Origin of the sequence: Streptomyces sp. NPDC051555 (assembly GCF_044454405.1) — a bacterium.
Classification (GTDB): domain Bacteria; phylum Actinomycetota; class Actinomycetes; order Streptomycetales; family Streptomycetaceae; genus Streptomyces.
On the sequence record NZ_JBITDP010000013.1, the window covers coordinates 139,686 to 165,147 of the forward strand.

The 25,462-nt window shown below is 72.1% G+C and carries 26 protein-coding genes, 2 tRNA genes and 1 other RNA gene; 11 read left to right on the plus strand and 18 right to left on the minus strand.

Features of this window, described 5'->3' with window-relative positions; all coding sequences use genetic code 11:
• Nucleotides 1-73 precede the first annotated feature (73 nt).
• The 8 genes from ACIBEA_RS25440 to ACIBEA_RS25475 all read right to left on the minus strand — a co-directional run bounded on the left by ACIBEA_RS25440 (nucleotide 74) and on the right by ACIBEA_RS25475 (nucleotide 5,385).
• Nucleotides 74-934 (minus strand): RNA polymerase sigma factor SigF, encoded by an 861-nt coding sequence (locus tag ACIBEA_RS25440; RefSeq protein WP_399264635.1) that lies wholly within the window; start codon nucleotides 932-934, stop codon nucleotides 74-76.
• Between the two features lie 220 nt (nucleotides 935-1,154).
• The gene (locus ACIBEA_RS25445) at nucleotides 1,155-1,940 is read right to left on the minus strand and encodes an RNA polymerase sigma factor SigF (RefSeq protein ID WP_399264822.1); all 786 of its coding nucleotides are present in this window, start codon (nucleotides 1,938-1,940) and stop codon (nucleotides 1,155-1,157) included.
• Between the two features lie 470 nt (nucleotides 1,941-2,410).
• The gene (locus ACIBEA_RS25450) at nucleotides 2,411-2,572 is read right to left on the minus strand and encodes a hypothetical protein (protein WP_351050749.1); all 162 of its coding nucleotides are present in this window, start codon (nucleotides 2,570-2,572) and stop codon (nucleotides 2,411-2,413) included.
• A gap of 437 nt (nucleotides 2,573-3,009) precedes the next feature.
• Entirely contained in the window at nucleotides 3,010-3,300 is a 291-nt protein-coding gene (locus ACIBEA_RS25455) for a hypothetical protein (RefSeq protein WP_399264637.1), read from the minus strand.
• A 230-nt stretch (nucleotides 3,301-3,530) separates the two neighbouring features.
• Nucleotides 3,531-3,617 (minus strand) — tRNA-Ser (locus ACIBEA_RS25460).
• 130 nt (nucleotides 3,618-3,747) lie between these two features.
• Nucleotides 3,748-4,176 carry a tRNA adenosine(34) deaminase TadA gene (tadA, locus tag ACIBEA_RS25465; protein WP_399264824.1) on the minus strand — a complete coding sequence of 143 codons (429 nt, stop codon included), beginning with the start codon at nucleotides 4,174-4,176 and terminating at the stop codon, nucleotides 3,748-3,750.
• A gap of 104 nt (nucleotides 4,177-4,280) precedes the next feature.
• Complete coding sequence (locus ACIBEA_RS25470) at nucleotides 4,281-4,838, minus strand: hypothetical protein (RefSeq protein WP_399264639.1); 558 nt, start codon at nucleotides 4,836-4,838, stop codon at nucleotides 4,281-4,283.
• A gap of 349 nt (nucleotides 4,839-5,187) precedes the next feature.
• The gene (locus ACIBEA_RS25475; RefSeq protein WP_354378963.1) at nucleotides 5,188-5,385 is read right to left on the minus strand and encodes a hypothetical protein; all 198 of its coding nucleotides are present in this window, start codon (nucleotides 5,383-5,385) and stop codon (nucleotides 5,188-5,190) included.
• Between the two features lie 284 nt (nucleotides 5,386-5,669).
• Between ACIBEA_RS25475 and upp the strand changes: the two genes are divergently transcribed.
• Nucleotides 5,670-6,305: a uracil phosphoribosyltransferase gene (upp, locus tag ACIBEA_RS25480; RefSeq protein WP_399264641.1), complete on the plus strand. Its 636-nt coding sequence runs from the start codon at nucleotides 5,670-5,672 to the stop codon at nucleotides 6,303-6,305.
• Between the two features lie 151 nt (nucleotides 6,306-6,456).
• Here upp and ACIBEA_RS25485 read toward each other — a convergent pair whose 3' ends face one another.
• Entirely contained in the window at nucleotides 6,457-7,128 is a 672-nt protein-coding gene (locus ACIBEA_RS25485; RefSeq protein ID WP_399264643.1) for a LytR C-terminal domain-containing protein, read from the minus strand.
• Between the two features lie 158 nt (nucleotides 7,129-7,286).
• Nucleotides 7,287-7,583, minus strand: coding sequence for a type II toxin-antitoxin system VapB family antitoxin (locus ACIBEA_RS25490; RefSeq protein WP_330331599.1), 297 nt, complete (start codon nucleotides 7,581-7,583; stop codon nucleotides 7,287-7,289).
• 88 nt (nucleotides 7,584-7,671) lie between these two features.
• Here ACIBEA_RS25490 and ACIBEA_RS25495 point away from each other — a divergent pair, with 88 nt between their 5' ends.
• Both ACIBEA_RS25495 and opcA read left to right on the plus strand, forming a co-directional pair.
• On the plus strand, nucleotides 7,672-9,255 hold the full coding sequence (locus ACIBEA_RS25495) for a helicase HerA-like domain-containing protein (protein WP_399264645.1): 1,584 nt from the start codon (nucleotides 7,672-7,674) through the stop codon (nucleotides 9,253-9,255).
• Between the two features lie 131 nt (nucleotides 9,256-9,386).
• Complete coding sequence (opcA, locus tag ACIBEA_RS25500; protein ID WP_399264647.1) at nucleotides 9,387-10,319, plus strand: glucose-6-phosphate dehydrogenase assembly protein OpcA; 933 nt, start codon at nucleotides 9,387-9,389, stop codon at nucleotides 10,317-10,319.
• On the opposite strand, the gene ACIBEA_RS25505 is transcribed toward opcA, so the two are convergent.
• Together ACIBEA_RS25505 and ACIBEA_RS25510 are read right to left on the minus strand one after the other, a co-directional pair.
• The gene (locus ACIBEA_RS25505) at nucleotides 10,268-10,774 is read right to left on the minus strand and encodes a cupin domain-containing protein (protein WP_399264649.1); all 507 of its coding nucleotides are present in this window, start codon (nucleotides 10,772-10,774) and stop codon (nucleotides 10,268-10,270) included. The two genes, opcA and ACIBEA_RS25505, sit on opposite strands and share 52 nt — an antisense overlap.
• A gap of 63 nt (nucleotides 10,775-10,837) precedes the next feature.
• Complete coding sequence (locus ACIBEA_RS25510; protein WP_399264651.1) at nucleotides 10,838-11,443, minus strand: HhH-GPD-type base excision DNA repair protein; 606 nt, start codon at nucleotides 11,441-11,443, stop codon at nucleotides 10,838-10,840.
• A gap of 140 nt (nucleotides 11,444-11,583) precedes the next feature.
• Here ACIBEA_RS25510 and ACIBEA_RS25515 point away from each other — a divergent pair, with 140 nt between their 5' ends.
• Nucleotides 11,584-12,396 carry a VOC family protein gene (locus tag ACIBEA_RS25515; RefSeq protein WP_399264653.1) on the plus strand — a complete coding sequence of 271 codons (813 nt, stop codon included), beginning with the start codon at nucleotides 11,584-11,586 and terminating at the stop codon, nucleotides 12,394-12,396.
• Nucleotides 12,397-12,425: 29 nt separating this feature from the next.
• Here the strand turns inward: ACIBEA_RS25515 and ACIBEA_RS25520 are convergent, their stop codons facing one another.
• On the minus strand, nucleotides 12,426-12,941 hold the full coding sequence (locus tag ACIBEA_RS25520; RefSeq protein WP_399264655.1) for an SRPBCC family protein: 516 nt from the start codon (nucleotides 12,939-12,941) through the stop codon (nucleotides 12,426-12,428).
• A 146-nt stretch (nucleotides 12,942-13,087) separates the two neighbouring features.
• Between ACIBEA_RS25520 and ACIBEA_RS25525 the strand changes: the two genes are divergently transcribed.
• Entirely contained in the window at nucleotides 13,088-14,236 is a 1,149-nt protein-coding gene (locus tag ACIBEA_RS25525) for an alpha/beta hydrolase family protein (protein ID WP_399264657.1), read from the plus strand.
• 159 nt (nucleotides 14,237-14,395) lie between these two features.
• Here the strand turns inward: ACIBEA_RS25525 and ACIBEA_RS25530 are convergent, their stop codons facing one another.
• The 3 genes from ACIBEA_RS25530 to ACIBEA_RS25540 form a co-directional block, all read right to left on the minus strand.
• On the minus strand, nucleotides 14,396-14,899 hold the full coding sequence (locus ACIBEA_RS25530; RefSeq protein ID WP_399264659.1) for a molybdopterin-dependent oxidoreductase: 504 nt from the start codon (nucleotides 14,897-14,899) through the stop codon (nucleotides 14,396-14,398).
• An 82-nt stretch (nucleotides 14,900-14,981) separates the two neighbouring features.
• Nucleotides 14,982-17,750 carry a molybdopterin-dependent oxidoreductase gene (locus ACIBEA_RS25535; protein ID WP_399264661.1) on the minus strand — a complete coding sequence of 923 codons (2,769 nt, stop codon included), beginning with the start codon at nucleotides 17,748-17,750 and terminating at the stop codon, nucleotides 14,982-14,984.
• Nucleotides 17,747-18,634, minus strand: coding sequence for an FAD binding domain-containing protein (locus ACIBEA_RS25540; RefSeq protein WP_399264663.1), 888 nt, complete (start codon nucleotides 18,632-18,634; stop codon nucleotides 17,747-17,749). The genes ACIBEA_RS25535 and ACIBEA_RS25540 overlap by 4 nt, the downstream gene beginning before the upstream one ends.
• Nucleotides 18,635-18,909: 275 nt before the next feature.
• On the opposite strand from ACIBEA_RS25540, the gene ACIBEA_RS25545 reads away from it, so the two are divergent.
• Nucleotides 18,910-20,388: a PucR family transcriptional regulator ligand-binding domain-containing protein gene (locus tag ACIBEA_RS25545; RefSeq protein ID WP_399264665.1), complete on the plus strand. Its 1,479-nt coding sequence runs from the start codon at nucleotides 18,910-18,912 to the stop codon at nucleotides 20,386-20,388.
• A 27-nt stretch (nucleotides 20,389-20,415) separates the two neighbouring features.
• Here the strand turns inward: ACIBEA_RS25545 and ACIBEA_RS25550 are convergent, their stop codons facing one another.
• Complete coding sequence (locus ACIBEA_RS25550) at nucleotides 20,416-20,847, minus strand: TOBE domain-containing protein (protein ID WP_399264667.1); 432 nt, start codon at nucleotides 20,845-20,847, stop codon at nucleotides 20,416-20,418.
• A 374-nt stretch (nucleotides 20,848-21,221) separates the two neighbouring features.
• Here ACIBEA_RS25550 and ACIBEA_RS25555 point away from each other — a divergent pair, with 374 nt between their 5' ends.
• From ACIBEA_RS25555 to ACIBEA_RS25565, 3 genes are all read left to right on the plus strand, one after another.
• On the plus strand, nucleotides 21,222-21,425 hold the full coding sequence (locus tag ACIBEA_RS25555; protein ID WP_399264669.1) for a cold-shock protein: 204 nt from the start codon (nucleotides 21,222-21,224) through the stop codon (nucleotides 21,423-21,425).
• A gap of 173 nt (nucleotides 21,426-21,598) precedes the next feature.
• Nucleotides 21,599-21,892 (plus strand): SCO5918 family protein, encoded by a 294-nt coding sequence (locus ACIBEA_RS25560; RefSeq protein WP_354378972.1) that lies wholly within the window; start codon nucleotides 21,599-21,601, stop codon nucleotides 21,890-21,892.
• A gap of 257 nt (nucleotides 21,893-22,149) precedes the next feature.
• The gene (locus ACIBEA_RS25565) at nucleotides 22,150-22,425 is read left to right on the plus strand and encodes a hypothetical protein (RefSeq protein ID WP_399264671.1); all 276 of its coding nucleotides are present in this window, start codon (nucleotides 22,150-22,152) and stop codon (nucleotides 22,423-22,425) included.
• A gap of 417 nt (nucleotides 22,426-22,842) precedes the next feature.
• Here the strand turns inward: ACIBEA_RS25565 and ACIBEA_RS25570 are convergent.
• Nucleotides 22,843-22,930, minus strand: a tRNA-Ser gene (locus ACIBEA_RS25570).
• Nucleotides 22,931-23,058: 128 nt separating this feature from the next.
• On the opposite strand from ACIBEA_RS25570, the gene ffs reads away from it, so the two are divergent.
• Nucleotides 23,059-23,157, plus strand: an RNA gene (gene ffs, locus ACIBEA_RS25575) — signal recognition particle sRNA small type.
• Nucleotides 23,158-23,280: 123 nt separating this feature from the next.
• On the plus strand, nucleotides 23,281-25,449 hold the full coding sequence (locus tag ACIBEA_RS25580) for a DNA polymerase III subunit gamma and tau (RefSeq protein ID WP_399264673.1): 2,169 nt from the start codon (nucleotides 23,281-23,283) through the stop codon (nucleotides 25,447-25,449).
• Nucleotides 25,450-25,462 lie beyond the last annotated feature (13 nt).

Genomic DNA, 25,462 nt, shown 5'->3' on the forward strand with positions numbered 1-25,462 from the left:
TCCTGACGGATCGTCAATTGGGAAGCGCCCGCGGCATGGTTACCCGGCTCGCCCGACGTGCCCGCGGTCCGGGCTACTCGCCGATCAGGCCCTGGCGCAGCTGCGCCAGAGTGCGGGTCAGCAGCCGGGAGACGTGCATCTGCGAGATGCCGACCTCCTCGCCGATCTGCGACTGGGTCATGTTCGCGAAGAAGCGCAACATGATGATCTGCCGCTCCCGGGGCGGCAGTTTGGCGAGCAGCGGCTTGAGCGACTCGCGGTACTCGACGCCTTCGAGCGCGGTGTCCTCGTAGCCGAGGCGGTCCGCGAGCGAGCCTTCGCCGCCCTCGTCCTCCGGTGAGGGCGAGTCCAGCGAGGAGGCGGTGTACGCGTTGCCGACGGCGAGGCCGTCGACGACGTCCTCCTCCGAGACCCCGAGCACGGCGGCCAGCTCGGGCACGGTCGGCGAGCGGTCCAGCTTCTGGGCCAGCTCGTCGCTCGCCTTGGTCAGCGCGAGGCGCAGCTCCTGGAGCCGGCGCGGGACGCGGACGGACCAGGAGGTGTCGCGGAAGAAGCGCTTGATCTCGCCCACGACGGTCGGCATGGCGAAGGTCGGGAACTCCACGCCGCGTTCGCAGTCGAACCGGTCGATCGCCTTGATCAGGCCGATCGTGCCGACCTGGACGATGTCCTCCATCGGCTCGTTGCGGCTGCGGAAGCGGGCCGCCGCGTAGCGCACCAGGGGCAGGTTCAGCTCGATCAGGGTGTCGCGCACGTACGCCCGGTCGGGACTGTCCGCGTCCAGCGCGGCGAGCCGGTGGAACAGGGAGCGGGAGAGCGTGCGGGTGTCATTGGGCGCTTTGGGCGCTGGCGGGGCTTCCGTGCGGTCGGACACAGCCGGCGTCTCGCTCTTTACGAGCGTGAGCACCTTGGAGCTGCCCTGTTCTACGGACATGCCACCCCCTTGGGATCGCGGACGGTCGCGGCGGGCGCGCCCGTCGGAGGAACGCAGCCTCCACCTGAATACCGGAGGCGGGGCTGCGGCAAACGCGGTTCCAGCAGAATGTCACATGTCGGCAACACGCTGTAGCGCCAAGTCGACATATAACTCCAGCGACAGAAGGGGTGTCAGCGGTTCTGTCGGTAAAGCGTCCGGAGGCTTTCACCCGTTCCGGTTACGCCTCGATCCTGTTTGCGGACCGCAGTCGCGCGAAGCTCCGGGCGAGCAGTCGGGACACGTGCATCTGGGACACGCCCAGCTCCGCACTGATCTGCGACTGCGTCAGGTTGCTGTAGTAGCGCAGCAGCAGGATCCGTTGCTCGCGCTCGGGCAACTGCACGAGCAGGTGGCGGACCAGGTCGCGGTGCTCGACCCCGGTCAGCTCGGGGTCCTCGTAGCCGAGCCGGTCGAGCAGGCCGGGCATACCGTCGCCCTCCTGGGCGGCTTCGAGCGAGGTCGCGTGGTACGAGCGGCCCGCCTCGATGCAGGACAGCACCTCGTCCTCGCCGATGCGCAGCCGCTCGGCGATCTCGGGGGTCGTGGGCATGCGGCCGTGGAGCGTGGTGAGGTCCTCGGTGGCGGCGTTGACCTGGACCCACAGCTCGTGGAGGCGGCGCGGTACGTGCACGGTGCGGACGTTGTCGCGGAAGTACCGCTTGATCTCGCCCACGACGGTCGGCATGGCGAAGGTGGGGAACTGGACCCCGCGTTCCGGATCGAACCGGTCGATCGCGTTGATGAGCCCGATCGTGCCCACCTGGACGACGTCCTCCATGGGCTCGTTGCGGCTGCGGAAGCGGGCGGCCGCGTACCGGACGAGCGGGAGGTTCGCCTCGATGAGGGCCCCCCGCACCCGGCTGTGCTCGCTGGTGCCCGGCTCCAGGCCCTTGAGCCGGCCGAAGAGCACCTGGGTGAGGGCCCGGGTGTCGGCGCCCCGGGTGCTGGGGGCGCGGGGGGCCATGGGGGCGAAGGGGGCGGTGGTCACCGTGGTGACGGTGGTGGTGGTTGCCGTGTCCGCGCCGGTTGCCGTGTCCACGGCGGTGGCCCCGTTCGCGGTGTCGGCGGCTGCCAGGGCCAGGAGGGTGCCGACCGCGTCGGACGGCGGATCGTCCTGGGGGTCCTGCTGGGGTGGCACCTGAGGCGCAGTACTGGCCGGCACGGTCACGCCACCCCTTCAGTCAAGTTAACCAATCAGTCAAAAGCGGTCATAGCATCACAAGACATGTGCACTGTGCGCAAGCACCGTATATCGCCGTGTTGAGGGCAAGTTGGGCATTTGGCGGGTATTCAGGGGCAATGTGAAATCGAACGGCGCGTATGGCCGGGAGTGCGAACGGGGAACGCGGAGGGGAAGCGGACGGAGAACGCAAAAGGTCCCCCACCCGTCGGAGTGGGGGACCGGAGGTCCGGAAGCCGCAACAGCGTACGGGTTCAGCGCACCAGTTCGGTCATGAACTGGCCGATACCGGAAGCGGCATCCGAGATGCCCTGGAATCCGATCTGAACGAATTCCGCCGCTTTGACCGGTTGAGTGATGATCACATAGAGCACGAAGACGACGAGTCCGCCCACGACGATCTTCTTGATGTCCACGAGCGGGCTCGGCCTCCCCTGCCAATCCTTGCAACGTCGAGTGAGTCTAACCGCTCGGGTTCGATCACTCACCTGTCCTTTAAGGACCAATGACCCGACGGTCCAGGCCCTTTGCCGCTGCAGGGGCGGGGGCGGGAGGGGCAGGATTGAAGACGAGCCCACCGGTTCTGGCAGGAAATCGGTGAGCTAGGGACAGGACCTCACTGCGGGGTCCGAGCCGCAAGCTTCCCCCCTGACTGCGGCTCGGGCTGGCAGGTTCCGTCCTCATCGGGGGAAGTGACTTGTCCCCCCGATGTCACTTCCCCCGTCCCAACCGTATGAAGGTCCCGACTCCGGTCGGGGCCTTCTGCGCGTTGGGCCTTCTGTGTTTCTGTGCTTCTGCGCGTTGGCCCCTATTCGATCCGTCCGATCCGTCCGATCCGTTCGGCCTGTTCGACCTACTCGATGCCGGTCGCGAGGTTGGTCACCGGCGACACCGTGTCCGTCAGGGGCGAGAGCTGGTCGGGGAGGGTCATCAGCTGGTTGAGCTGCTGCAGCGGCTCGCTGACCTTCGCGCCGATCTCCTGGACCGATCCCGGCGTCGCGCCCTCGGGCATCCCGGGGGCGGCGACCGGCAGGTCCGGCAGGGTGATCGGGGCGGCGGAGGCGACGGGGGCGGTGGCGGCGGCGAAGCCCGCCGTGGCGCCCGCGAGGGCCAGGGCGGCGAGCATGCGCTGGGTCTTGGTCATGCCGTGTCAACGGCCGAGTACCCGCCCGGTCACGCCCGCCCGGTCCGACGCGGCCCGGGGCTCACCGGTGCGGAGTACGTCGGGGGTGCCGGGATGCGGCGCGGAGCCGGCCCCGGAGTGCCGATCGTCGGGCCTCGGAATGCCGGCTGCCGGGCCCGGCGGCGCCGATCGTCGGGCCCTGGAACGCCGAGAGCCCCGACCCTTGCGGGGCGGGGCTCTCGGATTCAGAGCGGTAGCGGTGGGATTTGAACCCACGGACAGCTTGCACCATCACACGCTTTCGAGGCGTGCTCCTTCGGCCGCTCGGACACGCTACCGAGAGAGAGCTTAGCCCACGGTGGGCCGTGCTCTGAAATCGATAGGCGGTGGGGGTGAGCCGTCCCCTCCGAGGGTCAGCCGGAGGGTCAGCCGGAGGTTCCGGTCAGAGGTTCCGGTCAGAGGTTCCGGTCAACGGTTCCGGAAGAAGCCCGTCAGCTGCTGCGCGCACTCCTCGGCGAGCACGCCGGCGATCACCTCGGGCCGGTGGTTGAGCCGGCGGTCCCGCACGAGGTCCCAGAGCGACCCGGCGGCGCCCGCCTTCTCGTCGCTCGCGCCGTAGACGACGCGCGCGACCCGGGACTGTACGAGCGCGCCCGCGCACATGACACAGGGCTCCAGGGTCACCACGAGGGTGCACCCGGGCAGCCGCCACTCGCCGAGCCGCGCGGCGGCCCGGCGGATGGCGACCACTTCGGCGTGCGCGGTCGGGTCACCGGTCGCCTCGCGCTCGTTGTACCCGGTCGAGAGGACGCTGCCGTCCGGGCCGAGCACGACGGCGCCGACCGGTACGTCACCGGCCGGTACCGCCCGGGCGGCCTCCGACAGCGCCAGGCGCATGGAGGTCCGCCACGGGTCCCGGACCGGATCGGATCCGGCGCCGGGGTCGGTGTCGGTGTCGGGGTGGACAGGGGGGTCGGGGACGGGGTGGTGCGAAGGGCCCACTAGCGGACGGCCTCCAGCACCTCGGTCGCGCCGAGCGATTCGGCGATCTGCGAGAGCGCGTCCCCGTCGAGGTCCAGCAGTTCCTTGTGGCCCACGCCGAGGTCGTCGAGCAGCCGGGGGTCGCCGAGCGGCCCCGCGGGCACCGGTTCGACGCCCGTGTCCTCGTCGTCGTCGATGTCGTCCTCGGTGGAGGACCCTTGCTCGAACACGGCGACCACTTCCGTCTCGCCGTCCTCGGTGCCGTCGAGGTCCAGCTCGTCGAGTTCGTCTTCCTCCTCGTCGCTGCCGAGCAGCTCTTCGGTGAGCATCGAGCCGTAGGAGCTGCGGGAGGCCGCGGCGGCGTTGGAGACGAAGATCCGCGGGTCCTCCTCCCCGTCCACGCGGACGACGCCGAACCAGGCGTCCTCCTGCTCGATGAGGGCGACCACCGTGTCGTCATCGACAGCGGTGGAACGGGCGAGATCGATCAGATCGGTCAGCGACTCGACGTTGTCGAGATCCGTGTCGCTCGCTTCCCACCCGTCTTCGGTGCGCGCGAGCAGTGCGGCGAAGTACACCGTGACTCTCCCACTGGTGATAGGCGTGCCGGATGGAGGTCCCCCCGGCCGGAGGATGGGGTCGAACGGCCGTCGTGCTCGCCGTCGTGCCCCGCCCAATCGGCATCGTGGCAGAAACAGCGGCTTTGCGAGAGGTCTTCCGCGCTTGCGTCGTGCCGTGCCGTGTCGCCGGTGGGCTGCTCGGGGGGTGTCCGGCGGGGGCGCGCGGGTCGCTCGGGGGGCCTGTGCAGGGGGCGTCCGGGGTGGCGCGGGCGGCGTACGGGCGGGCGTGGCGGAGGCCGTGCGCGGTCGCACGGATCCCCGTGCGGACACCGGGCGGGCGGGTGCGCGGGCGCTGCCCATGCACCGGTCACCAGCGGAAGGTGCGCATCCGCATCTGCTGGCGCATCCGGGCCGCGCGGGCGCGTCGGGGCTGCACCCGGTCGCGCAGCTCGCGGGCCTCGTTGAGATCGCGCAGGAACTGCGCGCGTCGCGCTCTTCGCTGCGCGGCGCTCTCCTGCGGCTGCGGTGCTTCCCTGTCCTCTTCGGTCGGCTGAACGTCGGGCATCGGCCACCACCCCGGCTGGTCCGGTCGTCCTCCTCCGCGTCGCGAAGCAGTCCCCCCGCCACCCACCTTCCCCCGGACCTGCGGGTTGATGCCACTGGATCCGCGGCATCTCGGCAGGTCACGCGAGTGGCCGGGCCGTCCGGGCGGTGGATCCGAAGAGCGGGCCACGGGGCAGGCCCGGGGCGGGTCGCGAGGCAGGTCCCGGATCGGGCCACGAGGTAGGTCACAGGCCGCGGCCCGTTCGCGCGGGCTCCGGAGGCGGTCCGCCCGGTTACTGTGGAGTCATGCGGATTCATGTCGTCGACCACCCGCTGGTGGCGCACAAACTCACCACTCTGCGCGATCGGCGCACGGACTCCCCGACCTTCCGGCGGCTCGCCGACGAGCTGGTGACCCTGCTCGCCTACGAGGCCACCCGGGACGTACGCACGGAGCAGAGCGACATCACGACTCCGGTCGGCCCGACGACGGGCGTGAAGCTCTCCTACCCGCGCCCCCTCGTGGTGCCGATCCTGCGCGCCGGTCTCGGCATGCTCGACGGCATGGTGCGGCTGCTGCCCACCGCCGAGGTCGGCTTCCTGGGCATGGTCCGCAACGAGGAGACCCTGGAGGCCTCCACGTACGCGACGCGCATGCCCGAGGACCTCTCCGGGCGCCAGGTCTACGTCGTCGACCCGATGCTCGCCACCGGCGGCACGCTGGTCGCGGCGATCCAGGAACTGATCAAGCGCGGCGCCGACGACGTCACCGCCGTGGTGCTGCTGGCCGCGCCCGAGGGTGTCGAGGTCATGGAGCGCGAGCTGGCGGGCGCGCCGGTGACCGTCGTGACGGCCGCCGTGGACGAGCGCCTCAACGAGCACGGCTACATCGTGCCGGGCCTGGGCGACGCGGGCGACCGCATGTACGGCTCCGCGGAATAGCGGAACAGCGGAGAACAGCGGGCCCCCACACCGGAGCGCCCCCGAGCACGGCTCGGGGGCGCTCCGGCGCGTCAGTGCCTCGGCACGTCAGCGCCCCGGCACGTCAGCGCCCCGGCACGTCAGCGCCCCGGCACGTCAGCGCCCCGGCACGTCAGCAGGTCGCGGCGGGCGCGGGCCTCGGGTGGGCCAGGAGGGCCAGCGTCTTGTCCGCGTCCTCCTTCTTCGTCAGTTCCTTGAAGGAGTCGCCGAGGATCAGGTCGACGTCCGCGCCCTCGCGGGCGTCGGTCTGCGGGGTGGCGCCGGCCAGCTGGGCGCCGAGCACGGAGAAGACGGCCTTGTCGGTCTTGGGCGAGCCCAGCAGTATCCCGGCTCCGGTGACCTTCTTGTCGAAGTCGGCCGGGGCGTTGCCGACCTGGCCGATGACGAAGCCGCGTTTCTTCAGTTCGTCGCCGACGGCCTTGGCCAGCCCCGCGCGCGGGGTGGCGTTGTAGACGTTGACGGTGATCTGGCCGGGCTGCGGTAGCGCGACGGCCGGGGGGCTGGCCTTGGGCGCGGCGGCCGGTTCGCCCCGCGCGCCGCCCGCGGTCCCGGCCTTGGCGACCTTCGTACAGTCCTTGGCGGCCATGGCCGCGGGGCGTTTGCTGTCGCCCCTGAAGACGCCGATGAGCTGCAGTGCCCCGTAGCCGAGCAGCGCGAGCGCGACGACCGCACCGAGCACGGCGAACACGATCCTCCGGCGACGCCGGGGACGGTGCATGCGGGGGTAGGCAGCTCCCGTGACGCGGTACTTTCCGCCCATGCCGGGGGGAGTGAGCATGCTCATGGGCGGCAGCGTAGTGCGGCCCGGTGACGATGCCTACTAAATGATCTGTTCATAGGCCAAGGGAGACCCGAAAGGCGCAATCCCGGGGATTCCCGGCACCCGACCCGGCCACGTCCGGCCGGGACCCGGCCGGGGCTCAGCCGGGACGCAGCGGGGACTCAGCCCATTTCGAGGACGCGCGCGTGCAGCACCTGGCGCTGCTGGAGCGCGGCGCGGACGGCGCGGTGCAGCCCGTCCTCCAGGTAGAGGTCGCCCTGCCACTTCACGACGTGCGCGAAGAGGTCGCCGTAGAAGGTCGAGTCCTCGGCGAGCAGCGTTTCGAGGTCCAGCTGCCCCTTGGTGGTCACCAGCTGGTCGAGCCGGACCGGGCGCGGGGCTACGTCCGCCCACTGCCGGGTGGTTTCCCTGCCGTGGTCGGGGTACGGCCGGCCGCTTCCGATGCGCTTGAAGATCACACGGAAAGCCTACCGGTCAAGGGCCTGCGGGCGCAGCCTTGCCTCCCTGGTGCAAAAGTGACAGATAGCCCTATTACGGGAGTGATGCATGAGCGAGAGCAGCCACGAGAGCAGCGAATCGGCCGACCGGATCGTTTCCGGGTACGCCTTCACCGGACCGGCACTCGATCTGGGGGCCCTGCTCTGGGACGGGACCTGCCTGCCGGACCACCAGATCCGCATCCCGCTGTCCATGCTCAACCGCCACGGCCTGGTCGCGGGTGCGACCGGCACCGGCAAGACCAAGACCCTCCAGCTGATCGCCGAGCAGCTCTCGGCGAACGGGGTGCCGGTCTTCCTCGCCGACGTCAAGGGCGACGTCTCCGGCATCTCGGCCCCGGGCGCGCCCGGCGAGAAGGTCCAGGAGCGGGCGAAGGACGTGGCGCAGGACTGGCAGCCCACGGGCCACCCCTGCGAGTTCTATGCGCTGGGCGGGATCGGCCCGGGAATTCCGGTCCGGGCGACCGTGACCAGTTTCGGTCCGGTACTGATGTCGAAGGTGCTCCAGCTCAACCAGACGCAGGAACAGTCGCTCGGCCTCATCTTCCATTACGCCGATGCCAAGGGCCTGGAACTCATCGACCTCAAGGACCTGCGGGCCACCGTCGCATTCCTCGTCTCCGACCAGGGGAAACCCGAGCTGAAGGGGATCGGCGGGCTCTCCACGGTCACCGCCGGGGTGATCCTGCGCGCGCTCACGGCGTTCGAGCAGCAGGGTGCCTCGGAGTTCTTCGGGGAGCCGGAATTCGACACCAGTGAATTCCTCCGTACGGCCGCGGACGGGCGCGGCACGGTCTCCGTGCTGGAGCTCCCCGCCGTCCAGGACAAACCGCAGCTCTTCTCCACCTTCCTCATGTGGCTCCTCGCGGACCTCTACACCGACCTGCCGGAGGTCGGCGACCTGGAGCAGCCCAAGCTCGTCTTCTTCTTCGACGAGGCGCACCTGCTCTTCAACGGCGCGTCCAAGGCGTTCCTCGATTCCATCACCCAGACCGTCCGGCTCATCCGTTCCAAGGGCGTGGGCATCTTCTTCGTGACGCAGACGCCGAAGGACGTGCCCGCCGACGTCCTCGCGCAGCTCGGCAACCGGGTCCAGCACGCGCTGCGCGCCTTCACCCCGGACGACGCCAAGGCCCTGAAGGCGACGGTGAAGACGTTCCCCCATTCGGAGTACGACCTGGAGGAGCTGCTCACCCAGCTGGGCACCGGCGAGGCCGTCGTCACCGTGCTGAGCGAGCAGGGCGCGCCGACGCCGGTGGCCGCGACCCGGCTGCGCGCGCCGCAGTCCCTGATGGGTCCGGTCGAGCCGGCCGTCCTGGACCAGGCGGTGAAGGCATCGCTGCTCTACTCGCGCTACGCCGAACCGATCGACCGGGAATCGGCGTACGAGAAGATCAGCGCCGAACAGGCGGCCGCCGAGGCCGCGGCGGAGGCGGCGGCTGCCTCGGTGGAGGCGGAGAAGCAGGCGAAGGCGGCCGAGAAGGCGGCGCGCAGCGCTCCGAAGCCGGATCCCTCGCTGGCCGAACAGGTGGTGGGCAGTGGGCTGTTCCGCTCGCTGGCCCGCTCGATCGGGACTCAGCTGGGCCGGGAGATCTCCCGCTCGATCTTCGGCACGGCGAAGCGGCGCCGCTGAGGTCCCGGGCCGCGGGCGGGCGCTCCCGTGGGCCGCGGGCGGGCCCTCCCAGGGGCCCCGGACCGGCGCTTCCAGGGGGAATCGAGCCATCCGGGTGACGCCGCCGTACCGGACGCTGAGAGACTCCTGGGATGCGGACCGAACTCACCGACACCACGTCCAGCCAGGTAAACCGGGCCCTCCTGGAGGCCCGCCGGGCCGTGGGCAGCCCGACCATGGGCCTCGTCCTGACCCTGGTCGTGGTCACCGACGAGGAGAACGCCTACGACGCCGTCCGCGCGGCCTCGGAGGCTTCGCGCGAGCACCCCTGCCGGATCATCGCGGTCATCAAGCGGACCTCGCGCGGTCCGCACAAGCTGCGCCAGACCCGGCTCGACGCGGAGCTGCGGGTCGGCTCGGACGCGGGGAGCGGGGAGGTCGTACTGCTGCGGCTGCACGGCGAACTGACCGGCCACCCCGGTTCCGTGGTGCTGCCGCTGCTGGTGCCGGACGCGCCCGTCGTGGCCTGGTGGCCCGCCGACGCCCCGGCGGATCCGGCCCGGGACGCGCTGGGCGCGCTGGCCAAGCGCCGGATCACCGACGCGCAGGCGGCGCTCGACCCGGTCGCGGTGCTGGACGAGCGCGCCGCGGTGTACGCCCCCGGTGACACCGATCTGGCGTGGACCCGGCTGACGCCCTGGCGGGCGCTGCTGGCCGCGGCGCTGGACCAGAAGCCGCTCCCGGTGACCGGCGGGTCCGTGGAGAGCGAGGCGGACAACCCGAGCGCCGAGCTGCTCGCCCGCTGGCTGGAGGACCGGCTCGGGGTGCCCTTCACCCGGGTGACCACCGAGGGCCCCGTCATCACCCGCGTCCGGTTGGAGACCACGGGCGGCGAGATACGGGTGGACCGGCCCAAGGGGGCGCTGGCGACGCTGGTGCTGCCGGGGAGTCCGGACCGTACGGTCGCGCTGAAGATCCGCAGCGACGCCGAGCTGATCGCGGAGGAGCTGCGGCGCCTGGACGCCGACGAGACCTACGGCTCGGCGCTGCGCCGGCGGCCGCTCCAGGCGGCGCTCTCGGCGTAGTGGTTGTCGTACACGGGCGAGGAGTCCTTGATGTCCTGGACGGTGGCCTCGCCCGCGTTGACCCGGCCCAGCAGCCGGTAGTAGTCGAAGCGGCCCATGCCGGGCGTGAAGCCGACGAGGACGTCCGCGGTGTGCCCGGCGGCGGGCGCGAAGGCGTGCTTGACGCCGGGCGGGACGGCGAGGAAGTCGCCCTTGCCCAGCGTCCGGACCTCGTCGCCGACCAGCACGTCGAGCTGACCCGAGGTCACGAAGAAGAACTCGGTCGCCTTGGTGTGGAAGTGCACCGGGGCGCCGGCCGCGCCCTCCTCGAAGACCGCGGTGTTGCAGGTCAGCGCGCCGCCGGTGGTGTCGGAGTCGGCGAGCAGGGTGATCAGGCTGCCGGGGGCGTCGGAGATGGCCTCGGCGGTGGCGGAGCGGGTCAGGTGCGCGGTCTGCTGTGCGGCTTCGGTGTTCATGTCCCCTAATCTACGGGCCTTGTTGACCGGATTCAGGGGCCAATTCCACCACTGTTTCTCCGGTCAATTCCCGGCGGGTCGGACGTCGTGGGCGGCCATTTTGGCGGCGGCCTTCACCTCCTGCTTGTGCGCCCGTACCTTCGCGAGGGACTCCGGCCCGGTGATGTCGGCGGCGGACCGGTAGACCCCGGCGTCCCCGTAGCCCCCCGCGGCCCGGCGCCATCCCTTCGGCCGTACGCCGAGCCGCTTGCCCAGCAGCGCCAGGAAGATCGTGGCCTTCTGCTCGCCGAAGCCCGGCAGCTCCTTCAGGCGTCGCAGCAACTCGGCGCCGGTCCCGACGCCGGTCCACACAGCGGCCGCGTCCCCGTCGTAGTGCTCGACCAGGTACGCGCACAGCTGTTGCACCCGCTTCGCCATCGACGCCGGATAGCGGTGGACGGCCGGCTTCTCGGACAGCAGCGCCGCGAAGGCGTCCGGGTCGTGGGCGGCGATCGCGTGCGCGTCCAGGTCGTCCGCCCCCATCCGCCGGGCGATCGTGTAGGGGCCGGTGAACGCCCACTCCATCGGTACCTGCTGGTCCAGCAGCATGCCGACGAGGGCGGCCAGCGGGCTGCGCCCGAGCAGGGCGTCGGCCTCCGGCTGCTGGGCGAGGCGCATCGTGATGTCCATGGCTCCAGCGTCCCGCGCGCCCGTGCTCCGCGCGCGGGGGACGCACCGCGCGCCTAGCGTGGGAGGGATGACCGGTGAGGGACCGGGTGGGGGACCCGGTGAGGAACCCGGTGAGGGAACAGACTCAGGAGTCGATGGCGATGACCGATTTCCCGGAAGGCGCGCCCTGTTGGGTGGACGCGATGTTCACCGACGTGGAGGGTGCCAAGAGCTTCTACGGCGCAGTGCTCGGCTGGACCTTCGGCGATGCCTCCAGCGAGTACGGCAACTACACGCAGGCCTACGCCGACGGCAAGGCGGTGGCGGCCGTGGTCCCGCCGATGCCGGGGCAGGAGGGGGCCTCGCAGTGGTGCCTCTACTTCGCCTCGCCCGACGCGGCCGCGACCGCGTCGAAGATCAGGGCGGCGGGCGGCGAGGTCCTGATGGAGCCGATGCAGGTCGGCACCTTCGGCACGATGGCGATCGCCAAGGAACCGAGCGGCGCGGTCTTCGGCGTCTGGCAGCCGGGGGAGCACAAGGGCTTCGAGAAGGTGGCCGAGCCGGGCGCGTACTGCTGGGCGGAGGTCTTCACCCGGGACGCGGCCGCGGCGGACGCCTTCCTGCCGAAGGTGTTCCCGTACACCGCGCACCAGGTCGACCTGGGCGACGGCCCGGAGGCCGAGGGCATGGACTTCAAGGTCTTCGGCCTGGGCGGCCCGGACAATCCGGTGCTGGGGCGGATGACGATGGGCTCCGAGTTCCCGCCGGAGATCCCGTCCTACGTCCAGGTCTACTTCACGGTCCCGGACTGCGACGCGGCGGTCGCCAAGACCACCGAGCTCGGCGGGACGCTGCACTTCGGGCCGATGGACAGCCCCTTCGGCCGGTTCGCGGCGGTCACCGACCCGCAGGGCGCGGCCCTCGCCCTGATCGACGTCACGACCACGGTGGGTGAGATGCCGAAGCTGGGCTGAGGGCGCCGCCGCCGGCGCGCCGGGACCGCTCAGCGCGCCGGCGGGGCCGTTTCGAGGGCCGCCTTGAGGTTCCGCAGGGTGGTCCGGATGTTGCGCCGCTGGAAGTCGGCGAAGGTGTGCCCGCGGGTCGCCACCCGATCGAAGGCGTGGGCCACGGGATCGGGCCAGGAGCGGCGGTCGTCGGTCCAGGTCTCCGTCACCCGGGTCCCGCCCTCGGCCGCCTCGAAGCGGTACTCCCAGGTGGCGATGGGTCCGGGCAGTCGCGGTCGCTTGAAGCCGATGGAGTGGACCCGGAAGCGGAAGAGCCGGTCCTGGTCGGCCGCCGTGACCGTGCAGCGGGTGGTCCAGCGGAAGGCGCCGCGCTTGTTGTGGCCGTCGAAGGCCATGCCGACGTACGCGCCCTCCCGGCGCCCGTCGCGCAGGGTCGCCCCCAGGTTCTCCGGGCTCCAGTTCCCCATGTCGACGGGGTCGGAGACCCGCAGGTAGGCGGTGGCCGGGCTGACGTCGATGAGGATGCTGTCGGACACGCTGAAGGTGCGGGGCATGGCACTCCGATCTCGTCTCTCGGCGGCTCACGCTACCGCCGTTGCTACTCATCGGTAACCGTTGTCGAGGGGGTATTTCCCGTCGGAGTCGCTTGGAATCGAGAATAGTTAGGTAAGCCTTGCCTTATTCGTCTTAGGGTGGGGCCATGAAGAGGATCATCCGCGCACTGGCCGCCGCGGCGGCCGCTCTGGCGCTCTCGACCCCCGCCGCCCTCGCGGCGCCCGCCCCGGTCGCGCGTCTCGAACTCCCCGCCCCCACCGGCCCGTCGGCCGTGGGCCGCGACACGCTCCACCTCGTGGACCACGACCGCAAGGACCCCTGGGTGCCCACGGCCGACCGGGAGTTACTGCTGTCGCTCTACTACCCGGCGCTCGCGCACACCGGAACTCCCGCCCCCTACCTGGCCGTTCCCGAGGCCAAGGCGCTGCTGACCGACCGGGGGCGGCTCGGCGAGTACGTCACCCCCGAGCGCCTCGCCGCGACCCGCACGCACGCCCGGTCCGGCGCGCTCCCGCGGCCCGCCGCGCGGCGCTACCCGCTGATCGTGCTCTCCCCCGGCTTCACCATGCCGCGCGCGACACTGAGCACCCTCGCGGAGGACCTGGCCAGCCGCGGGTACGTCGTGGCCGCGGTGGACCACGCCTACGAGTCGGACGGCACGCTCTTCCCCGGCGGACGGCTGCTGCCCTGCACGGCCTGCGGGCAGGTCTTCCCCGACGGGTCCCTGCGCCGGGTCTCCGACGGCCGGGCCCGCGACGTCTCCTTCGTCCTGGACCGGCTCACCGGCCCGCGGGCCGCGTGGCGCCACTCCGCACTGATCGACCCCCGGCGCATCGGCATGGCCGGGCACTCCATCGGCGGGGCCGCGGCCTCGGCGACCATGGCCGCCGACCCCCGCGTGGACGCCGGGGTGAACATGGACGGCACCTTCTTCACCCCGGTGCCCGAGGGCGGCCTCGGCGGCCGGCCCTTCCTGATGCTCGCCGAGGACCCGGCCCTGGTGCCGCCGGACCTGCCCGACACCTCCTGGGAGGACACCTGGCCCCGCCTGGACGGCTGGAAGCGCTGGCTGACGGTCACGGGCGCGGGTCACCCGGGCTTCACCGACTGGCCGGTGCTCGGCGACCAGGTGGGCTACGACCACCCGGAGACCCCGCTCTCGGGCACCCGCTCCCAGCAGATCACGCGGGCGTACGTCGGTGACTTCTTCGACCTGCACCTGCGCGGCGTCCCGGCCCCCCGCCTGGACGGCCAGACGGCCACCGACCCCGAGGTCGTCTTCCACCGCCGCTGAGCAGCGGGCCCGTCCCGTCGATCCGAGGAGCGCACGCCCATGTCGAAGACCCCCGGTCCCGGTCCCGATCCCGAGCACGGCGCCGGCGCCGGTGCCGACGGCGGCAGTGGCCACGGCCTGAGCGGTGACCTTCCGGCTGCTGACCCTCGGTGCGCCGCTCTACGCCGTGGCCCGGCTGCGCGCCGCGGCGCCGTAGGGCCGCGGGGCGGACGGCGGTCGGCTCCCCAGGTTCGGCGCCGTCAGGGCGCCGAACCAGATGTGCGTGACCGCGCTGACGTAGCGCGCCCCGCAGCGGTCGGAGGGGACCACCAGCTGGCTGCCCACCGCGTCGAGGTCCACCCCGTCCATGCGGGTGGCCAGCAGGACCGGGCTGGCGCCGAAGTCGGCGTCCAGCTCGGCCCACGCCAGGACCGCGTGGTGGCCGTCCCCGCCGCTGATCGCGAGCAGGAACCGCGAGCGGTCCTTGCGGCGCCGGGCGTCGAAGGCCGGGCCCGCGTCCGCCACGACCTCGCGCAGCAGCGGGCCCTCGAACACGTGGTGCTGCGGGCCGTTGGTGGCGCAGTCGAAGGTCACCTCGGCCCGGTGCGCCGGCCGGTCCCGCAGGTCCGCGACGCTGAGGACGGCCGGGTGGTCCAGGTCTCCGTGCAGCATGAGTTTGGCCATGCCGATGTCATGCCCGGGCGGAGCTCCGTCAGAACTCATCTGCCAGGCCCATCTCACGATGTGGGTGGCATCTGTGCGAGGACTACTCGATGTGGCCTTGCATCTTCTGCCAGATGACGTCCCGGGTGACAGGAAGTTCGGTGAACCGCACCCCCGTCGCGTCCCGCAGCGCGTTCGCGAAGGCCGGGGCCACCGGGTTGAACGGGCTCTCGGACATGGACTTGGCCCCCAGCGGCCCGATCGCGTCCGAGGTCTCCATGAAGTGCACCTCGGTGCGCGGGACGTCCGCGTACTGCGGCAGCCGGTAGCGCCGGAACGCGGCCGTGGTGACCTCCCCGCGCTCGTCCACCCGCACCGTCTCGAAGAGCGTGGCGCCCAGTGCCTGCGCCACCCCGCCCTCGACCTGGCCGCGGCACTGCATCGGGTTCATGACCTTGCCCGCGTCGGCCGCGTGGACGCTGCGCAGGATCTTCGTCTCGCCGGTGTCCGGATCCACCGCGAGGCGGAACCACTGGGCGTTGAAGGCCACCGAGCGCGGGGAGCCGCCCCAGTGGCCGTCCGCCGCGATCTCCGCCGGCGCGCCCTTCTCGTGCGCGGCCTCGTACAGCTCCTTGAGGGTGACGACGCGGCCCGCGCAGTCGAGGGCCTCGGCCCCGAGCGCGCACAGGTGCCGGGCGACGCCCGTGTGCCGGGCCGCGAAGGTCACCAGGCGCTCCGCGAGCGATTGGGCCGCCAGCATCACGGCCTTGCCCGCCACCACCGTGCCCGCCGAGCCGAAGGCCCCGGTGTCGTGGCGCACGACGTCCGTGTCCGACTGGCGGACCGAGATCCGCTCGACCGTGGTGTTCAGCGCGCCCGCGGTGATCTGCTTGTGGACGGTCGTGGTGCCGTTGCCGAACTCGGCCGTGCCCACCGCGATGTCGTACGTCCCGTCGCTCAGCAAGCCGACCCTGGCGTCGGCGAAGTGGCCGCCCGGCGGGCCGGTCGCGATCATCGCGACCGCCGCGCCCGTCCCGGTCAGCCAGCCCGGCGGAACGTCCTCGTGACTGCGGTCCTCGGTGATGGCCCGGCGGACGACGTCCATGCACTGCTTCATCCCGTAGGAGGCGATGAAGAGGTCCTCCTCGTGACCGATCGGGGTGACCATGGGGTCGCCCGCGCCGATGACGTTCTTCTCGCGCAGTGCGAGCGGGTCCATGCCGAGCCGGATCGCGAGCTCGTCCATGACCGATTCGAGGGCGAAGAGGACCTGGCCGAGGCCGTAGCCGCGGAAGGCGCCCGCCGGGACCACGTTGGTGTAGACGGAGTACGCCTCGACCTGTTTGTTCGGCGCCTTGTAGACGGCGAAGGACTCGCCGACGCTGTGGAACATCACCGCCGGGCCGTGGTTGCCGTACGCCCCGGTGTTGGAGACGACGCGGATGCGCAGCGCGGTGAGCGTGCCGTCGGCCTCGGCCCCGATCTTGATGGTGATCTTGAAGGGGTGGCGGGTGGTGGCGCCGTAGAACTGCTCGGCCCGGGTGAATTCGAGCTTCACCGGGCGCCGCAGCTTCAGGGCGGCGAGGACCACGATGTCCTCGGTGAGCATCTCCTGCTTGCCGCCGAAACCGCCGCCCACGCGGCCCGCGACGACGCGGACCTCGTCCTCGCCGAGGTCGTAGAGGGCGCACAGGGCCCGCCGGGTCAGGAACGGGGCCTGGGTGGAGGAGCGGACGGTGATGCGCTCGCCCTCGCCGTCCTCCTTGGGCTCGAAGTACGCGACGCTGCCGTGGGTCTCCAGGCTCGCGTGCTGTACCCGCTGCGTCCGGAAGGTCTCCTCGTACACGACGGCGGCCTGCGCGTACCCGTGCTCCATGTCGCCGAGGGTGTGGTGGACCTCGCCGCACACGTTGTTCTCGGCGCGGAAGATGCCCGACTCGGGGCCCTTGGGGTGCAGGACGGGGGCGCCGGGGAGCATGGCCTCCTCGGGGTCGATCACGTACGGCAGCTCCTCGTAGGTGACGATCACGCGCCGGCACCCCTCCTCGGCCGCCCCCTCGCTGTCGGCGACGACCGCCGCCACCCGCTGGCCGACGAAGCGGACCACGTCGTCCAGGACCCGGGTGTCCATCGGGTCCTCGGTGGGGTGCTCGTGCCGGGCGGAGGAGTACAGCCGGTCGGGGGCGTCGTGATGGGTGAGGACCGCGCGCACGCCGGGCACCCGCAGGGCGTCGGCCGTGTCGATGGAGACGATCCGGGCGTGCGGGTGCGGGGAGCGCAGCAGCTTCATGTGCAGCAGCCCGGGCACCTCGACGTCGAAGGTGTAGCGGGCGGTGCCGGTGACGACCTGGGGGCCGGCGGGGGCGCCCAGGGACCTGCCGACGGCCTGCCCGGCCTCCGGGGACTCGGTGTGCTTGACCCCGCGCACCGCGTCCTCGATGGCCCGGTAGCCCGTGCAGCGGCAGAGGTTGCCCTTGAAGGCGCGCGGCAGGTCGTCGAGCTTGCCGTCGTCGGCGGGCGTGCCGCGCTCGGCTTCGAGGGCGGTGGTGGTCATCAGGAACCCGGCCGTGCAGAAGCCGCACTGGAAGCCCTGGGCGTCGAGGAAGCGCTGCTGCGTCGGGTGGAGCTCGCCGTCCGGCCGGGCCAGACCTTCGACGGTGGTGACGGAGCGGCCCTCGGCGCGGACAGCAGGGTAGAGGCAGCTGTGCACCGGGCGACCGTCGACGTGGACCGTACAGGCCCCGCAGTCGCCCTGGTCGCACCCCTTCTTGACGCCGAACCAGCCCTGGTCGCGCAGGTAGGTGCGCAGGCACTGGCCGGGGCGCGGCGCGACCTCGCAGCGGCGCCGGTTGATGTCGATCTCGAAGCTCATCGGGGTACCTCCGAGAAGTCACCGCGGGTGCGGGAGCCGGTGCGGGCGTGGGGATCGGCGCGGTCGTGGGGATCGGGGGAGAGCTCGCGGCGGACCTCCTCGGCCAGGCGCAGTCCCATGTGGTGGCGCCAGGCGGGGAGCCCGTGGATGTCGTCGAACCAGTCGGCTTCCGCGACCCCGGCCTCGATCGCGGCGCGCAGTTCGGCGGCGCTGGGCGGCAGCGGGAACCAGAAGCGGAAGGGGCGCACGGTCGCGGCGGTGATCGTGACGGTGAGCGAGCCGTCCCGGGGGTCGCTGACGCCGATGACCAGGGCCGCGGAGCGCCCGAGCCCGTACAGCGAGGCCTGCCGGAAGGCGGTGCGGCCCGCCAGCGCGCGGGCGGGGAGGCGGACGGACCGCAGCAGTTCGCCCTCGCCCAGGTCCTTGCGGCCGGCGCCGGTGATGAAGTCGGCGACGGGGATCCGGCGCAGCACGCCGTCCTGGCCCCGGAGCAGGCACACGCCGTCCAGCGCGGCGGTGAGGGAGATCATCGGGCCCGCGGGCAGGCCGTTGCAGAGGTTGCCGCCGACGGTCGCCATGTTCCAGATCTTGAAGGAGGCCAGGAAGGCGCGGCAGCACTGCTCGATGAGCGGGGCGGCGGTGGCGGGCAGGGCCCGGCCGAAGCGCGACAGCTCGGCGATCGTGCAGGTAGCGGAGATGTCGAGGGACCCGTCCGGGGTCCAGGACAGGGGCGCCCACTCCATGCGCGAGAGGTCGATCAGGCGGCGGACGTGGGGCTGGGGCTCGGAGAAGAGGTACGTGCCCCCGCCGAGGTAGGCGTCGCCGGGCCGCCAGGGTTCGCGGCGCCGCGGGTCGCGCACATCGAGCACGGTGTTGAGGTCCAAGGTCGGCCACCAGCCCCTTCTGTTCCCCTCCGTCGCGCGTGCGTCGCGCGGTTGATCCGCAGGTTTCCAGCCAGTGAAGCAATGGCGCGGGGGGCGGGACGACTGGTCACGGGCACGGAAACGAACGGACCCGACGGCTCTCGCCCTGGATTATCAACCAAGAGGACTATGAGGCTCTTGCCCTGGCATTTACTATGGGCCCCCCTGTATTTGCCTGGCGAATGTGGGCTGCCACCCGCCGTATGGAGTCCCACCTGCCGCAAGGAGTCCCCGCCGTGCACGTCCTCGACCTGCTCCAGTCCGAAAACCTGGGCCTCACCCTGCTCTGGGGCGAGGACGCCCTTCTCGGCCAGGAGGTCAGCGGGGTCACCGCCACCGACCTGGAGGACCCGGGCCGCTTCCTGGGCCCCGGGGAGCTGGTGCTCAGCGGACTGGTCTGGTGGGCGCGGGACGACCCCGACAAGGCCAACCGGTTCGTCGCCGCGCTCGCGGATGCCGGGGCCACGGCCCTCCTCGCCGGCGAGGAGACCCACGGCCGGGTCCCGGACGAGCTGGTCGCCGCCTGCCGGGCCCGCCGCGTGCCGATCGTCGCCGTGCCCGCGCGCACCAGCTTCCGGGCCGTCACGGAGGCGGTGTACCTGCGCCAGTGGGGGGACCTGAGCCGCCGCCCGACCCGGCTCTTCGCGCTGCCGGAGAACGTGCGCAGCGAGCTGAGCGGCCTGCTGGAGCGCGGCGCGGGACCGGCCGAACTCCTCGATCGGGCCTGCGCGCACCTGGGCCGGGTGCCCTGTTACCTGCTGACCGCGAGCGGGCGCACGATCGCCCGTACGCCGTCCGCGCCCGCCCTCCCGGCGCAGCGCGGGGCGGGGGCGGTGGGTGGCGCCATGGGCGGGGTCTGGCTGAACGTCGAGGCCGAGGGCACGCCGTACGACGCCTGGCGGCTGCACCTGCCGGACGCGGACGCGGCTCCGCCGCGGGTGCTGCACGAGATCGCCGAGGTGCTCGCCCAGTACCGGGACGGCCAGGCGCGGCGGGTCGCGGCGGAGCGGGCCGGGGCCGAGGAGCTGGTCGCCCTGGTGGAGGGGGCGGCGAGCGCCGACCCGGGGGCGCTGGAGGACGCGCTGGTCGCGGCCGGGCTGCCCGCGCGCGGCCCGTACCGGGTGCTCGTGGCCACCTCCGGGGACGCATTGGCCGAGGCGCTGCGGCACCTGGGCGGGGCGGCGGCGGTCGGCGGGACGGTCGCGGTGCTCCACGAGGGCGCCTCGCGACCCGCTCCCGAGGGTGTCCCCGGCGTCGACCTGGGCGCGGAGCTGAGCGAGTTGTGGCCGCTGCTCCGGGCCTGCCGTCCGGAGGCGGAGCTGCGCGTGGGCGTCGGCGCGGTGGCGCGGGGCGCGGAGGACCTGCGGGCCTCGCTGAACCAGGCACGGTTCGCGCTGACCGCGGCGGGGGACGGGTCCGCGGTCCGGGTGATCGACCAACTGGACACCCTGGCCGCGCTGCTGGCGGGCGTACCGGCCGAGGTCAGATCGGTGTTCGGCGCGCGAACGCTGGGGGCGCTCGGGGAGGGGATGCTGCGGGAGACCCTGGAGGTGTTCCTCGCGCACAACTGCTCCTGGGCGCGCACGGCCGAGGCGCTGCACCTGCACGTCAACACCGTGCACTACCGCATCGAAAGGGTGGAGGCGCTGACCGGTCGGGACCTGTCCCGGCTGGACCACAAGCTGGACCTGTACGCGGCGTTGCACTGCGCGTAGGGGACCCGGGAGGGCCGCGGTCCGCGGTCAGTGCGCCGGCAGGTCGACGTGCACGTTCGTGGACTTCACCCGGGCCGTGACGGTCACCCCGACCTCGATGCCCAGCTCCTCGACCGACTCCCGGGTGACCACGGACACCAGGCGGTGCGGGCCGGACTGGATCTCCACCTGGGCCGCCACGTCGTCCACGCGCAGGCCCGTGACGATCCCGGCGAAGGAGTTGCGGACCGAGGTGCTCACCCCGCTCTCGGGCACCGGACGCAGCCCGGCGGCGCGGTCCTTGGCGAAGGCGGCGAGCGCCACCCCGTCGATGACCCGGGCCCCGGGTCCGGCCCCGGTCGTTCCCGCGCCGTCGGGCGGTCGGGAAGCGGGCAGGCGACCGCTGTCCGCCCAGCGGCGGACGGTCTCCGGACTGACGCCCAGCAGGTTCGCGGCCTGCCCGATCGAGTACGACGGCACGCCCGCACTGTAGCGGTCGGCCCGGCACGGACTGTTCGAGGGCCCGGGAAATCCACGGATGGTTCGCGGTGCTTTTGTCGACCTATGGACTGGCGTAATACCTGCTGTCGCGGATACCGAAACTGTGTTCAAGCAGCCGCCCGATCATGCTAATTCGAATAACTGAACCACAGCGGTGCCGCTCAAGGCCGTGGTACTGTCGAATCAGTTGCAGTTGTGGTTCCCAAAAGACGACAAGCGCTTCCGACCTGGTGTTCTCCCGGCGGACGCGCTTTTTGTTTCCGGTGCTTTCCGGGTACGGGGCAATCATCGCGGCGATGCGGGGCTCGCACAGTGCGGCCCCCGGAACTGCCCCCGTTTGAAGGAGAAGTGGCATGGCTACTGGCACCGTGAAGTGGTTCAACTCTGAAAAGGGCTTCGGCTTCATCGCGCAGGACGGCGGCGGCGCCGACGTCTTCGCCCACTACTCGAACATCGCTTCCCAGGGCTTCCGCGAGCTCCAGGAAGGCCAGAAGGTCACGTTCGACGTGACGCAGGGGCCGAAGGGCCCGCAGGCGGAGAACATCGTCAGCGCCTGATCGCCGAGGCGAATTCGCCGGGGCCCGCACCTTGGGTGCGGGCCCCGGTTCGTTTATCTCCGTCCATCCCTGCGTCACGTCGTGCCAGGAGGACCTTCACCACCCGCGTCACCAGTAGGACCCCTGACCGGAATTGCCGGGCGGGGGCGCTTCCGGCCCGAGGAGGTACCACCATGCGTCTTGTGATCGCCCGTTTCCCCTTCGACCTGAGCAAGGGCGAAGTGGAGGCGTCCATGAAGGGCGTCGCACCCCAGCCGATCACCGTCGCCTCCGTGGCCTCGGTGACCATCGGCCGCCGGGTGTACCCGGTCAAGCAGGTCGGTCAGGTCATCACCCGCCAGGACCCGCGTGACTTCACGGCCAACGAAGTGGTCAGGGCGCTGACCCGGCTCGGCTTCACGTGTCAGCCCGCACTCGCCCCCGAGGAGCCGGCGCCCCCGTCCGGCGACGGCGTCAACCTCTGGTAGCCACCCTCCCCGCGTGACACGGCCTCCGGGCGGGGACTCCCGCAGCCCCGGCCGGCGGCCCGGTGCGGGGCGGTGAGTGGGCGGCGCGAAGGTCCTTGACGTGTGTGCGGGCCTCCGGGCTGCGGCCGACGAAGCGCTGTGGGACCAGGATGCCGGTGAAGCCGGGGGTTCGGGTCGTTCGCGCCCTTCTCCCGGGCCGCCCCGCCTAGGCTGGTCTTCAGGCGTGAGCCCGTCACCACAGCGTGGAGGAGCCGATCATGAGCACTGCCCCGAATCTGCCGCTCCCGCCGCGCAGACCCGAGGAGTCCCATCCGCTGCGGACGATCCGGGAGATCCGGGAGTCTCTTCCCGAGCACCAGCTGGGGCACTTCGACGCCGAGCTGGCGGACACCGACATCGATGCCCTGCCCGACATGCTCCACCGCTGGGCGACTCTGGGCAGCGACGGATTCCTTGAGCATCTCGCGGCGACCCCCTTCGAGGGCCTGGAGTTCGGGCAGCGGTCCTCCGACGATGCGGCGGACGGCGAGTGATCCCGCCCCGGCCGTCGTCGCATGGGCTCGATCGGTTCCGTCCCCTTCCCTCTACCTGAGTGTGATCACGGTTGCGGAGATCGAAACAGGCGTTGAGGGAACCGTTGATCCGGTGCGGCGTACGGTTTTCGAGCGCGCGCTGACGGACATGCGCGATCAGTACCGGGACCAGCATCGCCCCCCCCGGATGCGCTGATCGCCGCCACTGCCCTGGCGAACGGTTGGACGTTGGTGAGCCGCAACATCAAGCATCTGGCGCGGTCGGGCGCGCTCCTGCTGAACCCTTGGGAGTGCGGGGCAGCCGAGCCGGACCGGAACTGAGACCAAGCAGCGCAGAAGGATCCGCCCGGACCGCCAACGCCGAAGGGCCCCGCAGCAAGCTGCGGGGCCCTTCGACGTATTGCCCGGTGAGAGCAATGGCGGAGGATACGAGATTCGAACTCGTGAGGGGTTGCCCCCAACACGCTTTCCAAGCGTGCGCCCTAGGCCACTAGGCGAATCCTCCGGGACGAACAATACAAGACGTTGGGGGGTGCTCGCGAACGTGATCGTCCGCGGAGGTCCGCGGAAGGTCCGGGTGGGGTCCGTATGGGGTCCGGCTCGATTCCGGGGGCTTCCATCGGCTAGGGTGGGGTCAGCCCCTCACGTGGCGCTATCTCACCCAACTCCCCCAGGGCCGGAAGGCAGCAAGGGTAAGTGGGCTCTGGCGGGTGCGTGGGGGGCGCTTTGCGTTCCGGGGCGGGTGCCGTGCCGGCGCCGGGCGGGACTCCCGCGGCGCCCCGTGGACCTCGCCCGTGCGCGCCCGTGTTCCTCGTCTGCGTCGCGTTGTCGGCGGGCCCGGATAACCTCGTGAGTGTGTCGTCCCTTGCGCTGTACCGCCGCTATCGCCCCGAATCGTTCGCCGAGGTCATCGGGCAGGAGCATGTCACTGCCCCGCTGATGCAGGCCCTGCGCAACAACCGGGTCAATCACGCGTACCTGTTCAGCGGGCCGCGGGGGTGTGGCAAGACCACCAGCGCCCGCATTCTGGCGCGCTGCCTGAACTGTGAGCAGGGCCCTACGCCCACGCCCTGCGGGGAGTGCCAGTCCTGCCGCGACCTCGCGCGCAACGGGCCGGGTTCCATCGACGTCATCGAGATCGACGCCGCCTCTCACGGTGGCGTGGACGACGCCCGTGACCTGCGGGAGAAGGCCTTCTTCGGGCCCGCGGCGAGCCGGTACAAGATCTACATCATCGATGAGGCGCACATGGTCACCTCGGCGGGCTTCAACGCCCTGCTGAAGGTGGTCGAGGAGCCGCCGGAGCACCTCAAGTTCATCTTCGCGACGACCGAGCCCGAGAAGGTCATCGGGACGATCCGCTCGCGCACGCACCACTACCCCTTCCGGCTCGTGCCGCCCGGCACCCTGCGCGACTATCTCGGCGAGGTCTGCGGCCGCGAGGGCGCCACCGTCGAGGACGGGGTGCTGCCGCTCGTGGTGCGCGCCGGCGCCGGTTCCGTGCGCGACTCGATGTCCGTCATGGACCAGCTGCTCGCGGGCGCCACCTCCGACGGTGTGACGTACGCCATGGCCACCTCCCTGCTCGGCTACACCGACGGCTCGCTCCTCGACTCCGTCGTGGACGCCTTCGCCGCCGGGGACGGGGCCGCCGCCTTCGAGGTCGTGGACCGGGTGGTGGAGGGCGGGAACGACCCGCGCCGCTTCGTCGCCGACCTGCTGGAGCGGCTGCGCGACCTGGTGATCCTGGCGGCGGTGCCCGATGCCGGGGAGAAGGGGCTCATCGACGCCCCCGCCGACGTGGTGGAGCGAATGCAGGCCCAGGCCTCCGTGTTCGGGGCCGCCGAGCTGAGCCGCGCCGCCGACCTGGTCAACACCGGGCTGACGGAGATGCGGGGGGCGACCTCGCCCCGGCTCCAGCTGGAGCTGATCTGCGCCCGGGTGCTGCTGCCGGCCGCCTTCGACGACGAACGGTCCTTCCAGGCCCGGCTCGACCGGCTGGAGCGCGGCGGAGCCGCCTTCGCGGGCGCGGGCGTCGGCGCGGGGGCCGCTGCCGTGGCCCCGCTGCCCGCCGCCGTGCCCGCCGCGCCCGTGTACGCCGCCCCGCCCGCCCCGGCTCCCGCTGCCGCCCCGGTCGCGCAGCCCGCGGCCGCCGCTGCCGCTCCCGCCATGGGCTACGTCGCCGGTCCCGAGGCGCACGCCATGGCGCCCGTGACCCCGGTCCCGGCCCCGCCCGCGGCCCCCGAGCCCGCCGCCGCTGCTCCCGCGCCCGCGGCCCCCGCCCCGGGCGCCTGGCCCGGCGCCGCGCAGCCCGCGCGCGGGGCGTGGCCCAGCGCCGCCGCGCCCGGCGCCCCGGCGCCCGCCGCCGCTCCTGCGGCGCCGGCCCCGGCCCCGGTCGCCGCGGCTCCCGCGCCCGTCGCTCCGGTGTCCTCCGGGCCCGGGATGGCCGCCGGGGCCGGACAGGTCCAGGCGATGTGGCCCGGCGTCCTGGAGGCGGTCAAGAACAAGCGCCGCTTCACCTGGATCCTGCTCAGCCAGAACGCCCAGGTGGTCGGCTTCGACGGCGCCGTCCTCCAGCTCGGCTTCCCCAACCCCGGAGCCCGCGACAACTTCGCGAGCAGCGGCAGCGAGGACGTCCTCAAGCAGGTCCTGTCCGAGCAGTTCCAGGTCAACTGGAAGATCGAGGCCGTGGTGGGCGGCGGTCAGCCCGCCCCCGTCTCCACCTCCTACGCGGCCCCGCCGCCGTCGTACGCGCCCCCCGCCCAGGCCCCCGCGTACCAGCCGCCGCAGGCCGCGGCCCCGCAGCAGCCGGCGGCCCCGGCGTACCAGCCGCCGCAGGCCCAGGGCCACCAGCAGCAGCCCCCGGCCGCGCCCGCGCCCGTTCCGATGCGGGAGCCCGTACGCCCCGAGGACGACGTACCGGAAGAGGATGATCCGGATCTCGTGGACAGCGCGCTGACCGGACACGACCTGATCGTGCGCGAGCTCGGAGCCACCGTGGTGGAGGAATATACGAACGACTAGGGCCCCGTCATTG

Coding starts and splice junctions, on each gene's coding strand:
- ACIBEA_RS25440 (WP_399264635.1), bottom strand. CDS start 934: ATGTCCGTAGAACAGGGCAGCTCCAAGGTGCTCACGCTCGTAAAGAGC.
- ACIBEA_RS25445 (WP_399264822.1), bottom strand. CDS start 1,940: ATGGCCCCCCGCGCCCCCAGCACCCGGGGCGCCGACACCCGGGCCCTC.
- ACIBEA_RS25455 (WP_399264637.1), bottom strand. CDS start 3,300: ATGACCAAGACCCAGCGCATGCTCGCCGCCCTGGCCCTCGCGGGCGCC.
- tadA (WP_399264824.1), bottom strand. CDS start 4,176: ATGCGCCTGGCGCTGTCGGAGGCCGCCCGGGCGGTACCGGCCGGTGAC.
- ACIBEA_RS25475 (WP_354378963.1), bottom strand. CDS start 5,385: ATGCCCGACGTTCAGCCGACCGAAGAGGACAGGGAAGCACCGCAGCCG.
- upp (WP_399264641.1), top strand. CDS start 5,670: ATGCGGATTCATGTCGTCGACCACCCGCTGGTGGCGCACAAACTCACC.
- ACIBEA_RS25485 (WP_399264643.1), bottom strand. CDS start 7,128: ATGAGCATGCTCACTCCCCCCGGCATGGGCGGAAAGTACCGCGTCACG.
- ACIBEA_RS25495 (WP_399264645.1), top strand. CDS start 7,672: ATGAGCGAGAGCAGCCACGAGAGCAGCGAATCGGCCGACCGGATCGTT.
- opcA (WP_399264647.1), top strand. CDS start 9,387: ATGCGGACCGAACTCACCGACACCACGTCCAGCCAGGTAAACCGGGCC.
- ACIBEA_RS25505 (WP_399264649.1), bottom strand. CDS start 10,774: ATGAACACCGAAGCCGCACAGCAGACCGCGCACCTGACCCGCTCCGCC.
- ACIBEA_RS25510 (WP_399264651.1), bottom strand. CDS start 11,443: ATGGACATCACGATGCGCCTCGCCCAGCAGCCGGAGGCCGACGCCCTG.
- ACIBEA_RS25515 (WP_399264653.1), top strand. CDS start 11,584: ATGACCGATTTCCCGGAAGGCGCGCCCTGTTGGGTGGACGCGATGTTC.
- ACIBEA_RS25520 (WP_399264655.1), bottom strand. CDS start 12,941: ATGCCCCGCACCTTCAGCGTGTCCGACAGCATCCTCATCGACGTCAGC.
- ACIBEA_RS25525 (WP_399264657.1), top strand. CDS start 13,088: ATGAAGAGGATCATCCGCGCACTGGCCGCCGCGGCGGCCGCTCTGGCG.
- ACIBEA_RS25530 (WP_399264659.1), bottom strand. CDS start 14,899: ATGGCCAAACTCATGCTGCACGGAGACCTGGACCACCCGGCCGTCCTC.
- ACIBEA_RS25535 (WP_399264661.1), bottom strand. CDS start 17,750: ATGAGCTTCGAGATCGACATCAACCGGCGCCGCTGCGAGGTCGCGCCG.
- ACIBEA_RS25555 (WP_399264669.1), top strand. CDS start 21,222: ATGGCTACTGGCACCGTGAAGTGGTTCAACTCTGAAAAGGGCTTCGGC.
- ACIBEA_RS25560 (WP_354378972.1), top strand. CDS start 21,599: ATGCGTCTTGTGATCGCCCGTTTCCCCTTCGACCTGAGCAAGGGCGAA.
- ACIBEA_RS25565 (WP_399264671.1), top strand. CDS start 22,150: ATGAGCACTGCCCCGAATCTGCCGCTCCCGCCGCGCAGACCCGAGGAG.